Origin of the sequence: Pontibacter litorisediminis (assembly GCF_029360645.1) — a bacterium.
Classification (GTDB): Bacteria; Bacteroidota; Bacteroidia; order Cytophagales; family Hymenobacteraceae; genus Pontibacter; species Pontibacter litorisediminis.
Map to the genome: position 1 here is coordinate 159,200 of NZ_JARDUA010000007.1, position 13,594 is coordinate 172,793.

Annotated in this window: 11 protein-coding genes; 5 read left to right on the top strand and 6 right to left on the bottom strand. The window is 54.2% G+C overall.

Translation table 11 applies throughout. The features are described 5' to 3' along the window. Positions 1-93: 93 nt before the first annotated feature. Entirely contained in the window at positions 94-2,298 is a 2,205-nt protein-coding gene (locus PXG97_RS18095) for a S9 family peptidase (protein ID WP_276499223.1), read from the bottom strand. 169 nt (positions 2,299-2,467) lie between these two features. Between PXG97_RS18095 and PXG97_RS18100 the strand changes: the two genes are divergently transcribed. The 3 genes from PXG97_RS18100 to PXG97_RS18110 all read left to right on the top strand — a co-directional run bounded on the left by PXG97_RS18100 (position 2,468) and on the right by PXG97_RS18110 (position 7,288). Further along, positions 2,468-2,722 carry an acyl-CoA-binding protein gene (locus PXG97_RS18100; protein ID WP_276499224.1) on the top strand — a complete coding sequence of 85 codons (255 nt, stop codon included), beginning with the start codon at positions 2,468-2,470 and terminating at the stop codon, positions 2,720-2,722. Between the two features lie 249 nt (positions 2,723-2,971). Next, entirely contained in the window at positions 2,972-5,935 is a 2,964-nt protein-coding gene (locus PXG97_RS18105; protein WP_276499225.1) for a SusC/RagA family TonB-linked outer membrane protein, read from the top strand. A gap of 15 nt (positions 5,936-5,950) precedes the next feature. Continuing rightward, positions 5,951-7,288 (top strand): RagB/SusD family nutrient uptake outer membrane protein, encoded by a 1,338-nt coding sequence (locus PXG97_RS18110; protein WP_276499226.1) that lies wholly within the window; start codon positions 5,951-5,953, stop codon positions 7,286-7,288. Positions 7,289-7,337: 49 nt separating this feature from the next. On the opposite strand, the gene PXG97_RS18115 is transcribed toward PXG97_RS18110, so the two are convergent. From PXG97_RS18115 to PXG97_RS18130, 4 genes are all read right to left on the bottom strand, one after another. Further along, entirely contained in the window at positions 7,338-7,739 is a 402-nt protein-coding gene (locus PXG97_RS18115; protein ID WP_276499227.1) for a putative signal transducing protein, read from the bottom strand. 9 nt (positions 7,740-7,748) lie between these two features. After that, a complete protein-coding gene (locus PXG97_RS18120; RefSeq protein ID WP_276499229.1) occupies positions 7,749-7,973 on the bottom strand; it encodes a CDGSH iron-sulfur domain-containing protein in 225 nt (74 codons plus the stop codon). A gap of 143 nt (positions 7,974-8,116) precedes the next feature. Further along, positions 8,117-8,923 carry a hypothetical protein gene (locus tag PXG97_RS18125; RefSeq protein ID WP_276499231.1) on the bottom strand — a complete coding sequence of 269 codons (807 nt, stop codon included), beginning with the start codon at positions 8,921-8,923 and terminating at the stop codon, positions 8,117-8,119. A gap of 252 nt (positions 8,924-9,175) precedes the next feature. Beyond that, positions 9,176-11,617, bottom strand: a complete 2,442-nt coding sequence (locus PXG97_RS18130; protein ID WP_276499232.1) for a GAF domain-containing protein — start codon at positions 11,615-11,617, stop codon at positions 9,176-9,178. Positions 11,618-11,850: 233 nt separating this feature from the next. On the opposite strand from PXG97_RS18130, the gene PXG97_RS18135 reads away from it, so the two are divergent. After that, on the top strand, positions 11,851-12,480 hold the full coding sequence (locus PXG97_RS18135; RefSeq protein WP_276499233.1) for a hypothetical protein: 630 nt from the start codon (positions 11,851-11,853) through the stop codon (positions 12,478-12,480). A gap of 81 nt (positions 12,481-12,561) precedes the next feature. Here the strand turns inward: PXG97_RS18135 and PXG97_RS18140 are convergent, their stop codons facing one another. After that, complete coding sequence (locus tag PXG97_RS18140) at positions 12,562-12,738, bottom strand: hypothetical protein (protein ID WP_276499234.1); 177 nt, start codon at positions 12,736-12,738, stop codon at positions 12,562-12,564. Positions 12,739-12,912: 174 nt separating this feature from the next. Between PXG97_RS18140 and PXG97_RS18145 the strand changes: the two genes are divergently transcribed. Then, positions 12,913-13,527, top strand: a complete 615-nt coding sequence (locus PXG97_RS18145; RefSeq protein ID WP_276499235.1) for a deoxynucleoside kinase — start codon at positions 12,913-12,915, stop codon at positions 13,525-13,527. The last annotated feature ends 67 nt before the right edge of the window (positions 13,528-13,594 follow it).

Below are 13,594 nucleotides of genomic sequence, written 5' to 3' on the forward strand. Positions count from 1 at the left end.
AGAGGAAGGGGAGCGCATCAGAGAGCGGTAAGTATAAAAAAGGAGGCGAGCCAATCAGCTCGCCTCCTTTTTTATACATGTTATACTTTCCAGTTACTGGTTCTCCTGCTGCAGCAGGTTCAGCAGGAAGGCATACTGCAGGGCAGTCTCCTTGTAGCGCTGGAAACGACCGGAGGCACCGCCGTGGCCGGCCTCCATGTTGGTGTGCAGCAGCAGCATGTTGTCATCTGTCTTCATCTCGCGCAGCTTGGCTACCCACTTAGCCGGCTCCCAATACTGCACCTGCGAGTCGTGGAGGCCGGTGGTAACGAGCATGTTCGGGTATGCCTTGGCCTCTACATTATCGTACGGCGAGTAGGAGAGCATATAATCGTAGTACTCCTTGTTGGCTGGATTGCCCCACTCGTCAAACTCACCGGTCGTCAGCGGGATGCTGGTGTCGAGCATGGTCGTAACCACGTCCACAAACGGAACGGCTGCGATAACGCCTTTGTACAGCTCCGGCCGCATGTTCACCACGGCACCCATTAACAAGCCACCAGCGCTGCCGCCCATGGCAAACAGCTTGTCCGGGTTCGTGTACTTCTGCTCGATCAGGTACTCCGAGGCATCGATAAAGTCAGTGAAGGTGTTCTTCTTCTTCAGCAACTTGCCATTCTCATACCACTGGCGGCCCATTTCCTGACCACCACGGATGTGGGCAATGGCATACACAAAGCCACGGTCCAGCAGGCTGAGCCGCACGGAGCTGAAGCCAGGGTTCATGCTGTTGCCATAAGAGCCATAAGCGTAAAGCAGCGTCGGGTTATCACCGTTCAGTGCAACTCCCTTGCGGTACACCAGCGAGATAGGGATCTTGGTGCCGTCGTCGGCGGTGGCATACAGGCGCTTGGCCTCATAGTTGTTCGGGTCGAAATCGCCAACCACCTCATCGCGCTTCAGCAGCTCGCGCTCCTTGGTCTGCATGTTGTAGTCGTAGGTGGAGTAGGGGGTGGTAAGCGACGTATAGCCAAAGCGCAATTCCTTGCTGTCGAAGTCAGGGTTGTTGCCGATGTAGGCAGTATAGGCCTCCTCATCAAAATTGATGTAGTAATCGTTTTTAGGGTCTTTCCAGCTTCTTACCCGGATTTGGGTAAGGCCGTTTTTGCGCTCCTGCAGTGCCAGGTAATCTTTGAAGATCTCAATCCCCTCCAACAGCACATCCTCGCGGTGCGGAAGCAGCTCTTTCCAGTTCTCCTTGCCCGGCTTGCTGACCGGGGTCTGCATCAGCTTAAAGTTAGTGGCGCCATCCTTGTTGGTTACGATGTAGAAGTTGTCGCCGAAGTGGTCCACGCTGTACTCCAGGCCACGCTCGCGCGGCTGTATCACCTTAAACTTACCGTTGGGGTTGTTGGCATCCAGGAAGCGGTACTCCTGCGCCATGGTGCTGTGGCTGCCGATCATGATGTACTTGTCGGACTTGGTTTTGAACACGTAGGTGCTGAAGGTCTCGTCTGCCTCGTGGAAGACCTCCTGGTCCTGCGAGGCAGGGGTGCCAAGCGTATGCTTGAAGATCTTGAAAGAGCGCAGGGCCGGGTCCTTTACCGAGTAATAAACCGTTTTGTTGTCGTTGGCCCAAACGGCGCCGCCGGTCGTGTTGGGGATGGCGTCGGCCAACAGCTCGCCGGTCTGCAGGTTCTTAAAGCGGATCGTGTACTTGCGTCGGCTCACGGTGTCCTCGCCGAAGGCCAGCAGTTGGTTGTTGGGGCTCACGCCCAGGCCGGTGGCGTTGTAGTAGCTCTGGCCCTCCGCGCGCTCGTTGGCGTTCAGCATCACCTGCTCCTGTGCCTCCATGGTGCCTTTCTTTCGGGCGTAGATCGGGTACTCTTTGCCTTCTTCGTAGCGCACAAAGTACCAGTAGCCGTTGTCTTTGTAGGGCACCGACTCATCTGTTTGCTTGATGCGGCCCACGATCTCGCCGTACAGCTGCTCCTGCAAGTCTTCCGTCTGAGCCAGCATTTGCTTGGTGTAGGCGTTCTCAGCCTCCAGGTAAGAGATCACCTCCGGGTTCTCCCGCTCGTTTAGCCAATAGTAGTTGTCCACGCGGGTGTCGCCGTGCATGGTTAGCTCCTTGGGTACTTTCTTGGCCACCGGTGGCTGCGGCTCGTTGCGGACGGCAACGGCCTCGGTAGTGGCTGTTGCCGTGGAAGCAGCAGTTGTGTTGCTGCCAGTGTTGCTGGATGAGCAACCGGAGCCTGCCACCAGGCAGGCAAGCAGAAGCGATGCCGAGGCGGACGCTTTAGGCTTCAGGTATTTCATAGTATGATGCGTTAGGATGACATTCATTTCCGGAGCAGTTGCTTTGGTGCCGCTACGGGTGTCTAAATTTATATAATTTCTTCAGCAAACAAAATGGCTAAAACGTTATGCATGCAGAGCTGTTTTTTGCTAACTTGTTCCATTAACTGTAATGAACAAAATATAACATATGGCCACACAAGAAGAATTCGAAAACGCTGTAGCAAAGTCTAAAACCCTAAGCGAGCGCCCCAGCAACGATGTGCTGCTGAAGCTATACGCCCTGTACAAGCAGGCCACTGAAGGCGACGTGAACACCGAGCGCCCGGGCGGCTTTGACTTTAAGAACATCGCCAAGTGGGATGCCTGGAAAAAGCAGGAAGGCAAAAGCCCGGAAGAGGCTCGCGCAGAGTATGTGCAGTTTGTAGACCAATTGGTGGGATAGCCTTAGCACCCTCCCCACAGGAAAGCCGCGCCAGGTATGGTTGCGGCTTTTTTATTGCCTTTGCTGGAGCCAATAGCAGGCATGCTGCACAAGAAGCCACGAGGCAGGGGGTAAGTAGTAGAAGTATTAATAAGTAAACAAATTATTAGATATCTTATACTTCTGTATTGTTTTGTCGTATACCTGCTGAGATATAGCAGGATAAGTATATCTGACTCACTCCCATTCTACCATCTTAACTGAAATTCTATGAAGAAAAGCTACTTCTTGAAGCTGCTACTGCTGCTTTGGGTGCTGCCGTTTGCCTTGCTCGCTCAGACAAACGTAAGCGGCACCGTAACCGATGCCGGCGCCGGCACCCCTCTGCCCGGCGTTAGTGTGATCGTGGTAGGAACTACCACAGGCACTACCACTGATGCACAGGGAAATTACATGATCGCGCTGCCTGCAGGTGCTAACAGACTTACGTTCTCGTTTCTGGGGTATGTGCCGCAGACGCGGGAGGTATCTTCGAACATGACGAAGCTCGACGTGCAGCTGCAGGAAAGAACCACCAACCTGCAGGAGGTCGTGGTGACAGGCCTGGCTACTACCGTGAAAAGGGCTAACGCCGCCAACGCCGTGACTGCCCTGAATACGAAGGAGCTTGTGGGTACCACCAACCCGCAGACTTTGGACGGAGCCATTAGTGGCAAGGTGGTTGGAGCCAATGTGGTAACCAGCTCCGGTGCACCGGGTGGTGGTATCTCGGTGAAAATGCGCGGTATCACCTCCATCTTCGGCGAAGCGGAGCCCCTCTATGTTATCGACGGCATCATCATGGACAACTCCTCGATCTCGAGCGGTCTGAATGCCGTGACGGCGGCTAGCACACAGGGCAACACCTCGACCCAGGATAACCCATCTAACCGCATCGCGGACCTGAACCCGGACGATATCGAGAGCATCGAGTTCCTCAAAGGAGCTTCTGCCGCGGCTATCTATGGCTCTCTGGCCTCAGCGGGCGTGGTAGTGATCACCACCAAGCGCGGAGCCGTGGGCAAAACCGTGGTGAACTTCTCTCAGGACATTGGCGTGGCCACGGTATCTAACCTGCTGGGAATGCGCCCGCTTACGGAGGAGCGCGTACGCTCTACCTACAACAACAATGAGGCGATCCTGCAGATGTTCCGGGAGGCCCGCGATGCCGGGCGGTTGATAGACTACGAAGAGGAGCTTTACGGCAACGAAGGTATGCTCTACACCACGCGCCTGAACGTGAGCGGTGGAGACGACAAGACCCGCTTCTTTGTGGGCGGTTTAATACAGGATGAGGAGGGGATTATCAAGAACACCGGGTATGAGAAGAAGTCGCTGCGCTTTAACCTCGATCATACCATCTCCAAGCGTTTCGATTTTAGCCTGAGCACCAACTATATTAACTCCTCCGCCGACCGCGGCCTCACCAACAACGATAACGCAGGCGTTTCCTACGGGGTGGCTCTATCTTCTACGCCGAGCTTTGCGAACCTCTTCCCCGACGAGAACGGCATTTACCCCAACAACCCCTTTGCCTCCTCTAACTTTCTGCAGACCCGCGACCTGATCACCAATAATGAGCTTACCAACCGTTTTATTGGCGGCCTAACCGTAAACGCCTACCTGCACGAAACTGATAAGACCTCTACCAAGCTGGTGCTGCGCGGCGGCCTGGACTTTTACAATCTTAAGACCAGAGCGATTTTCCCAAGCCTGCTGCAATTCCAGTCTAACGGCAACGGCACCAACGGCGCCTCTATCCAGGGCAACAACTATAACCTGAACACCAACTTCGCGGCTTTCCTGGTGAACAACCTTGACCTGGCCGATAACACCTTGTTCCTGACAACCACGGTAGGCGCCACACGCGAGAACTTTAACCAGGACCAAACGCTGAACGTGGCCACCCAACTGGTGGAGGGGCAGACGAACCTCGACCAGGCGGGGGCGCTCGATATCTCACAGACCCGCTTGATCGAACGGAACAAGGGCTTGTTCTTTCAGGAGGAGGTGAACTTCCGCGACCGCATTATTGCCACGGCCGGCCTGCGCCTGGACAAGTCGTCCAATAACGCAGACCCGAACGAGTTCCAAGCCTTCCCGAAGTTCTCGCTTGCGCTGAACGTGGCTAACTTCGACTTTTGGAACGTGGAGGCCGTGAGCCTGCTGAAGCTGCGCAGCGCCTATGGTGAGGCGGGGGGCTTCCCACCGTTCGGGGCAAAGTATACTTCTTTCGTTCCTTCCAACATAGGCGGTACGCCAGGTGTCATCATCGCCTTGCAGCGCGGCAACAGTAACATTGAGCAGGAACGCCAGAAGGAGCTGGAGGCGGGTATAGACCTGGGCCTGTTCAATAGCAGGGTGATCCTGGAGGCGACCGTGTACAACAAGCAGGTAGAGAACCTAATCCTGTTTCAGAACACTGAGCCTTCCTCCGGCTCAACCACACGGGTTGTGAACGGTGGTGAACTGCGCAACAGAGGTATAGAGTTGGCCCTTAACCTGATTCCGTTGGAAACCCCTAGCCTGAAATGGGACTCGAAGACGAGCTACTGGGTAAACCGCTCCAAGATCACGCAGCTCGACATTGAGCCATTTGCGCTGGGCGCCTTCGGTAGCGGTTACGGAACCTACTTTATAGAAGAGGGGGCATCGGCCACCCAGATTGTGGGGGCAACGGCAGACGGTGAGGTCCGAAAGATCGGCGATGCCACGCCGGACTTCCAGATGAACTTCCACAACTTCTTTACCATCAAGCAGAACCTGACTTTCTCGTTCCTGCTCCACTGGAAGAAGGGAGGGGACAACGTGAACCTGACGCAGTTGCTTTTCGACGCCAGCGGTACCTCGGCAGACTACGACGAGGATGACGACGGCGACGGCGTGATCAACGGAGAGGACAGGCTTAGCTCCGGCACTGCCGAGACGTGGGTGCAGGATGCCTCTTACCTGCGCCTGCGCGAAATCGGCCTTTACTATACTATCCCGAAATCAGCGTTGAGCACCGTTTTCGGCAACCTGCTGCAGAACGTGCGCGTGGGAGCCTCTGCCAACAACCTGTTCACTATCACCGACTATTCTGGCTATGATCCTGAAGTATCTAACTTCGGCAGCAACGGCCTGTCTACAGGTGTGGACGTGACTCCGTTTCCGCCATCCAAGCGCTACTTCTTCCATTTATCTATTGGCTTTTAATCAAAAGGACCCACTATGAAAAGATATAGAAAACTAACCACCAACGTTCTGGGCTTGCTGGCACTGTGCCTAACCCTGCCCGCCTGCGAAATAGACGACGTGCCGGACCCCAACAACTCTACGATTGAGGACATACGGGAGAACACCACCGTAGGGCAGCTTAACAACCTGGTGGTGGGTGCTGAGTCGGGCATGCGCAACAGTTTGGGCACCTACTACGATGCGGTGAGTGTGGTAGGGCGGGAGGTGTACCGCTTCTCCGCCTCAGACCCCCGCTTTACTACCGACCTGCTGGGTTCCGGCAGCAACGTGCTAAACAACAACACCTTCTATATCACCAACCCCTGGTCGAGCAGGTACCGGGTGGTGAAGAACCTGAACGTGCTGCTTGACATCTTGAGCGATAACAGCATGGTAAGCGCGGGCAAGATCACGGAAGCGCAGCGGCAGGGATACCTGGGGTTTGCGAAAACCATTAAAGCGCACCAGCTGCTGCTGAACCTGACCATGACCTATGATAATGGTATACGGATAGACGTAAACGACCCCGACAACCTGGGGCCGGTAGTGGGCAGAGAAGAGGCGCTGGCCGCCATTACGGCGCTGTTGGACGAGGCAAAAGGCCATTTGGAACAGGCCGGAGACAGTTTCCTGTTCCCGCTGTCCAGTGGCTTTGCCGGGTTCAACACGCCTGAGACGTTCCTGCAGTTCAACAGAGCCCTTGCTGCAAGGGTGTCCGTGTACAGGGAGAATTGGACTGAGGCCCTGGAAAACCTGGAGGCGTCTTTCTTCGACCTAAACGGTGAGTTTGACAGAGGCGTGTATTACATCTTCGGCACAGGTGCAGGCGATCAGCTCAACCCGCTTTACTACCCGCAGAATGCGGCGGGGGAGGTGCGTGTGGCGCAGCCAACCTTTGTCTCGGATGCCACGCCGGGGGATGACCGTCTGTCTAAAGTGTCGCAGCGGGCGCAGGCTGCCACCCAGCGGGGCCTTAGCGGCGCATACGATGTATGGGTGTACAAGAGCAATACGGCCCCAGCGCCCATCATCCGCAACGAGGAACTGATCCTTATCTACGCCGAGGCCAACATTCAGACGGGTGATTTAGAAGAGGCGGTGAATGCGCTGAACATCATTCGCACAAGGCATGGCTTGCAGCCGTACGGCGGGCCTGTTACCCAGGCGGCGCTGATCGATGAAATGCTCTACCAGCGCCGCTACTCGCTGTTCTTTGAAGGGCACCGCTGGATAGACGTGCGCCGTTACGATCGCCTGGACGAACTGCCCGTGGACCGGGAAGGGGATGACGTATGGGAGCTCTTCCCAATTCCGTTTGCCGAGAACATTTAGGGAATTGAAGTATGAGGTATGAAAAAGGGAGCCGTGAGCGGCTCCCTTTTTATTTTCTTTCTTTCCAGGTGTGGCTGCAGTTGTAACAAGTATAGCGCCGGCTCATAAAAGGCATCGGGATACCGAGCTCCCCTGTGTTATCAGAGCCGCAATTGGGGCAGATGCTGGCCCGAGGCTGCTCCTGCACAGGCGGTGCCATGTCTATGCTGTCATAGTCGAACTGGCTGGCGCCTTCCTGTATGCGGGCAAGTATGGCCTTGGCCTCCATCACGTCGCCTTCTGTTACTTTCAGCTTTACGCCCCCCACCGCCACCGAGTAAAAAGGGTGTACCCCCACGATGTGCTCGTCGCCGAGAAAGCAGAGGATGCCCTCTGCCTCCAGGCGGCCTTTGATGATGTGGGCTTCTGTGAGTTCGTTAAACGTAGCGATTGTTACCAGGCGCTCTGTCATACCTACAGGTTATTTTTTAGGAGGAAGGTCAAAGGCTTCGGCGTTGTGCTCAAAGTGGCCTTTGTGGGAGCCGTCGCAGAAAGGCTTGTTCTTAGACAGGCCGCAGCGGCAGATAGAAACAAGCGTGCGCCCGCCAAGTCCGTAGGCGTTCCCCTCCTTATCCACAATCTCAAAATCATCGCCCTCTACCCGGAGCGACCCGTTGCTCATGACAGTAATTTTTGTTTTAGACATGCTATTATGTTGTTTTTATCCCAATATACTGATTTCTGCGGACTTCTCAGGCATAACGCTCCGGCAACTACGGCAAGTATAAAACAGCAGCGGCCCCAGGCGTTACGCCTGGGGCCGCTGCTGTTAGTACAGCTTATACTGCGTTAGTTGCTGTACAGGTACCGGTAAGTAGTTTGTTTGCCGTTTGGCGCCACCACCGTTTGCGTAAGCGGGTTGCCACGCTCGTCGTAGGTGTAAGTATAGCTATACTTGTACGTCTTCTTGCTGTTATGCACCACAGTCGAGGAGGCTACCAGGTTGTTTGGGCTGCTGGCAGTGCCAGGCTCAGCCAGGGTATGGAACGGGTTTACGCTGGTATCGTAAGAATTGGTTGTGGTAGAGAAAAGCTTGGCTTCCTTTTTGTCGTCCACCACGTACTGCTTTTCCTGTGCGTAGTTGCCGTTCGGCAGCACCTCAAACTTCGTGTAAGACTTCAGCTTACCTTCTCCCTCTCCGTCTTTCCCTTCAAAAATGGATTTCTTCTCCAGCTTTTTGTCAGCGTTGTACTCGTAGGTGGCATAGCCGGTATACTCCAGCTTACTGCCGCTGTAGTAGGCCATGGTGCTTTTGGTGAGCTCTCCACTGTTGTTGTAGGTAAAGTTTTGCTCCGACAGCAGTGCCTTGCTTCCGCCGGTGTAAGTGCTGCTCTTCAGGATACGGCCTTTGGAGTCGCGCTCAAACTTTTCGAAGCTCTCCAGCTCGCCGGACTCCACGTCGTAGTGGTTTACCTGGCTCAGCTGCTTGCCTGCAAAGTTGTAAGAGGTAACTTCGGCAGAGTCTGCCAAAATGTGAGAGATAACTCCCTGCTCCAGCTCAGGCTGGATTGATTCACTTTCCTGCTTCTCGCAAGAGCTAAACGCCACCACGCCTAACATCAGCATAGCAGGCATAAATTTGTTTCTCAGTTTCATTGGGCTAAAAGTTGAGTGATGAAACAACACTTACCGGATACCTACGTCCCGCAAGTCCCACTGAGAACGCGATTCGATTTTAAAAAATTGCACTTAGTATGAATAAATCTTTGAAGGGGGTGCGGATGAAGCCTGTGTTTTGTAGTTTAAATAATTGTGCTGCAGCTGATTGTGGTGTTTTGTGGTGCAGTTGAAAATATTCTAAAAATTTAATAAATATAATATACTTAATGTTTTATACTTGGCCTTTTCCTAGTTAAGGCTGGCCGATTGGGCAATGTTCAGCAGCTCGTCGCCGGCATCTATGTTATGGCGCAGTTCCTCCTGCAGGTTCACCGTTACGCGCAGCGCCTTTAGCCCCTGCACGCCTTGCAGGTCTTCTATGTCCAGGTGCTCCACCTCCTCAGTAATGTAGCCCTCTGCCTTCAGAAACTTCAGGTAGCGCATGTACTCATGCATTGCCTTTTGCTGGGTATATACGATCGCGATCTTACCCGGCTGCGTCAGGCGCTCCTCCGTGCCACGAATATTGGCCTTGTCTATGCGCTTCTTAATAATCTCGTAGCTGATGTTGTTGGCTCCATCTACGTCGAACTTCTTCTCATCCAGCCTGTAGCGGATAGAGATGGGGTCTGCATGCACCAGTATGAGCTGCGTGATCTCGAGTGGAAGTTTTAGGCTGGCGCGCAGCTTTTGTATGCGGCGGGCAATCTCGCAGGTTAGCATCAACTGCCAGAGGCGCATGTTCTTCAGGTAGATCGGCTGGAAGTCCCCGGAGTTGAGCAACGAGGCGCCAATGTAGATGTTATACTCAATGCCGTCGGTCTTATACTTCTCGAAATAGTGCGGGAAGATCTGCTGCGCCTTCTCCTCCTCCCGGTCCAGAAAGCCAGAGATCGTCTCGTTGATCATAAACAGGCTCTCCTCATACGCGCGACGCTTGTTGTACACCGTTTTGTACGGGTTGTTGATGGCGTTGCGGTACTCTTGTATGGGCTGTGCCGCAGATGGCTCCTTACGTTGGAAATAATCAAAAAGCGGCTCTATCTCAGACCGCAGGAAGTCAAGTATAACCATCTCATCGCCCGAGCTGAGCTCGTGCAGGATGCCCTGCGAGAGGCTATCAATCTTAAAGATCAGCTCGTCCAGGATCGGCAGCGGCATTTTGTCCTTCACGGCAAGTATAACCTCCTTGGCCAGCACCAACTGCTCCAGTATATCGCCCTGTATGGCCTTGTTGCGCTCCGCGGCGGAGCTGCGGATGTCGGAGGAGCCGTAAAGCGGAAAGATGTCGCGGAAGATGATCGGCTCTGTCTCCGGGCTGTTGTTGCGCTCCATCTTCTCCAGCAGGTTGATGGCTGCCTGCGTAAACCGCCACTCCACAATGGGGTGTATGGCCGTGTACTTTTCCTTGATGATGCTTTGGATGCTGCTGCGCAACTCATCCAGGCTGCGGTTCATGGCCAGGGCGAACAGCGGCAGAATCTCCTTCAGGCGGATAGTGGAGAGGGCGTTTAGCTCCCCCGGGATAGGGGAGGCCAGCTCCATCAGTCCAATGGTGCTGCCCTCGTATTCCAGCGGCGCGATCACGAGGTTGCGGATACCCATATCCAGCAGCCGCTGCTCCATGGGGGTAGGATGGTGCAGTTCCTGCAGGTCCTCTACTACCACGGTGTTCCCCTCGCGCAGCACCGGCTCGTACACAGAGCCCTGCATGTCCTGGAGCGAGAGCTCGCAGTCCTGCGTCAGGATAAGGCCGTTCCAGATGCGGCGGGCGTAGCTGGTATCGAACTCGCGCAGGTTGGGGCAGGAGGCAAAGCCCAAGCGTATGCCCGGTAGGCCAAACAGCACGCGCAGCTTCTGCTGCAGGCTCTCAAAGCCCTCCCGCGTGCTCACCGAGTCCTTGTCCAGCAGGTCGTAACGCAGCGAGGAGATTGTCTCCTCCATCGTCACATCAGTGAAATCGTAAATGGCAAAACCGCTGAACTCAAAATTATCGGGCGGCAGCAGCTGCATCCACAGGTCCAGGTCGTTGTAGCGGTTAATGAGGTAGTTGATCTGCTGCGCCTTCAGCGGCTTCACCTCGCCTTTGGCTTTTACCTCCATAAACTTCAGGTCGATGTCTACCTTGTAGTGGCGCGGCAGCTCCGTGAACTTATCGCGTATGGTGAACACAAAGGGCTCATCTACGATAAAATTGGCATTGTAAAATTTTGCCAGAATGATGGTGTAAGCCTGAAGTATAAGCCGGAAGAGCAGGGTCTTGCGGTCCAGATCCAGCCGCTCCGATGAGCCTGAGCCCGTCAGCAGCCCCAACTCGTCCAGCCTAGGGGTGGCATAGAAGCTGTGGAACCGGAACGGTACTGACACGGCCTTGATATCGTTCTCCCACAAGGCTCCCGGAAAGATGTCCTCCATGAGCACATCCATCGTTTCCATGTGCTTCTCTACCACCGACACATCCTGTATAGAGCCTGCCAACTCGGGTGTATTGCGCAATAATTGCAGGAGCTGGCGGAGGCGGCCAGCGTTGCAATAAGGATCTTTCTGCAGCTTTTGCTCCCAATAAGAGATAAGCGGTGCCAGGCTAAGCGTGGTTTTGAACGGAAAGTCGTTCACGCTCAGCTTCACGTCATCGCTGCTGCTGATGGACACCACCGTCTCGTGAAAGTTGCCTTGTTGCTTTTTGCTCATATATAAAATGCCGTAACCATTTTTTGCGGCTACACTGTTGGATGCTTACGAAGTATAAACGAGGTTTGCAGGTATAAGTATAGAACAGCCGGAAGCGATTGATGTTATGGTTTTGTTACCAAGCCCACGAAATCTTTGCCAGCGGCAGGAAATTTACCCGGTAAGGAATATTATTCTGGCACAATATTTACGGGAGAAGCTTGTTAAAGTTTATTAGTTAAGCACAGCCTACTATGAAAAGACCTCTTAAGTGGATGCTAACAGCCCTGGTGGCTATCGTTACGTTTGGCGCAGCACAGGCGCAGTCGCAGCTGGAGCGCGACCTGGCCGACCTGCGCAGCTGGATGCAGCAACGCAGCAGCCAGGCCGACAGCACCATCGCCGCCGAGTGGCCCACCGTGAAGAAAGAGTTTAAGGAGCTGACCTACAGCCTGGACAGCAACACTAAAAAGCTGTCGGAGAAATCCAGGAGCGAGTACAACGGCTACAAGCAGCAATACCGGGCCTGGGAGGAGCGCCACGAGAGCGAGCTGGTGAACCTGGACGGCCGCGAGCTGGAGCGCTGGGAGCGCGAGATGACCGGCACCACCAACATCAGCAAAATAAAGCCCGTGCACCTGCGCGATGCCTTTACCCGCGCCCTGGAGTACACCCGCGGCTACCGCCAGGACTGGAGCCTGCGCGACTGGGCCTACGCCGAGTTTGTGGTGGGGGAGCTGAACACGCGCAAACAGGAAGTGCTGGACCTGCTGAGCACGGGCGATAAAATTAAAATAGCCGCCCTGCAGGTAGAGTTTACCACCTTGCAGAAAAGCCGCCAGGCTAAGGATGCCTACGAGGAGCGGAAGCGTGAAAACCGCTAAGTAAGTATAGTGTAGAAAGGCAGCAGCCCCGGCAGTAAGTATAAACTGCCGGGGCTGCTGCCTTTCTACGCTTAGGTTATTTTAGATAGCGTTCTTTCCCTTTGTGCCGCCAGACTGGTCCTTCTTTTCAGTACGGCCCTGGTTTGGGCTCTTGTCCTTCTGCTGGTCGCCTAGGCTGCGGTTCCCTTCCTGGCCCCCTTTGTGCTTTGCCTCAGGCTTGTTCGTTTTGTTTTTGTCCTGATTATGTCCTTTTGTCATGGCTTTCATTAAGTTTGGTTCCGATAATATTTTACGTCAAGCATTTGCCTTGGTTGATGCTGGGCTCAGTATAGTTTTTAGCTAATGTTGATAACCCCGTGGGGAACTTGTCGATAATGCTGCGCGAAAATCCCCTACTTTTGTAGTCCTTAAATTTTAAAGTAACCGATTATCATGCATATCGCGATCGTTGGCAACATTGGCGCCGGCAAAACCACGCTGGCCACCAAGCTGGCCCAACACTTTAACTGGGATTTATACCTGGAGGCGGTGGATAACAATCCCTACCTGAAGGATTTCTATGAGGACATGGAGCGTTGGGCCTTCCACCTGCAGGTGTTCTTCCTGAACAGCCGTTTTAACCAGGTGCAGCAGATACAGGCTACCAGTAAAGATGTGATCCAGGATCGCACCATTTACGAGGACGCCCACATCTTTGCTAAGAACCTGCACCAGTCTGGCCTGATGAGTACCCGCGACTACGAGAACTACCACGCGCTGTTCCAGTCTATGATCAGCATGGTAAAGGCACCGGACCTGATGATTTATCTGAAAGCCGACCTGCCCAAGCTGATCGGCCAGATAGAGAAGCGCAACCGCGACTACGAGAGCAGCATCAGCATCAATTACCTGCGTAACCTGAACGAGCATTATAACACCTGGATGGGCAACTACGACCTAGGAAAGCTGCTGGTGGTTGACGTAAACAACCTGGACTTTGTGGCTAATCCAGAGGATCTGGGCAGCATCATTGAAAAAATCCAGCGCGAGCTGTTCGGCCTGTTTTAGCGAATGTTTTTATACTTGTTTATACTTCTGAAAAAGGGGAGCAGCCGCGGTTGCTTCCCTTTTTTGT

Coding starts and splice junctions, on each gene's coding strand:
- PXG97_RS18095 (WP_276499223.1), bottom strand. CDS start 2,298: ATGAAATACCTGAAGCCTAAAGCGTCCGCCTCGGCATCGCTTCTGCTT.
- PXG97_RS18100 (WP_276499224.1), top strand. CDS start 2,468: ATGGCCACACAAGAAGAATTCGAAAACGCTGTAGCAAAGTCTAAAACC.
- PXG97_RS18105 (WP_276499225.1), top strand. CDS start 2,972: ATGAAGAAAAGCTACTTCTTGAAGCTGCTACTGCTGCTTTGGGTGCTG.
- PXG97_RS18110 (WP_276499226.1), top strand. CDS start 5,951: ATGAAAAGATATAGAAAACTAACCACCAACGTTCTGGGCTTGCTGGCA.
- PXG97_RS18115 (WP_276499227.1), bottom strand. CDS start 7,739: ATGACAGAGCGCCTGGTAACAATCGCTACGTTTAACGAACTCACAGAA.
- PXG97_RS18120 (WP_276499229.1), bottom strand. CDS start 7,973: ATGTCTAAAACAAAAATTACTGTCATGAGCAACGGGTCGCTCCGGGTA.
- PXG97_RS18125 (WP_276499231.1), bottom strand. CDS start 8,923: ATGAAACTGAGAAACAAATTTATGCCTGCTATGCTGATGTTAGGCGTG.
- PXG97_RS18130 (WP_276499232.1), bottom strand. CDS start 11,617: ATGAGCAAAAAGCAACAAGGCAACTTTCACGAGACGGTGGTGTCCATC.
- PXG97_RS18135 (WP_276499233.1), top strand. CDS start 11,851: ATGAAAAGACCTCTTAAGTGGATGCTAACAGCCCTGGTGGCTATCGTT.
- PXG97_RS18140 (WP_276499234.1), bottom strand. CDS start 12,738: ATGACAAAAGGACATAATCAGGACAAAAACAAAACGAACAAGCCTGAG.
- PXG97_RS18145 (WP_276499235.1), top strand. CDS start 12,913: ATGCATATCGCGATCGTTGGCAACATTGGCGCCGGCAAAACCACGCTG.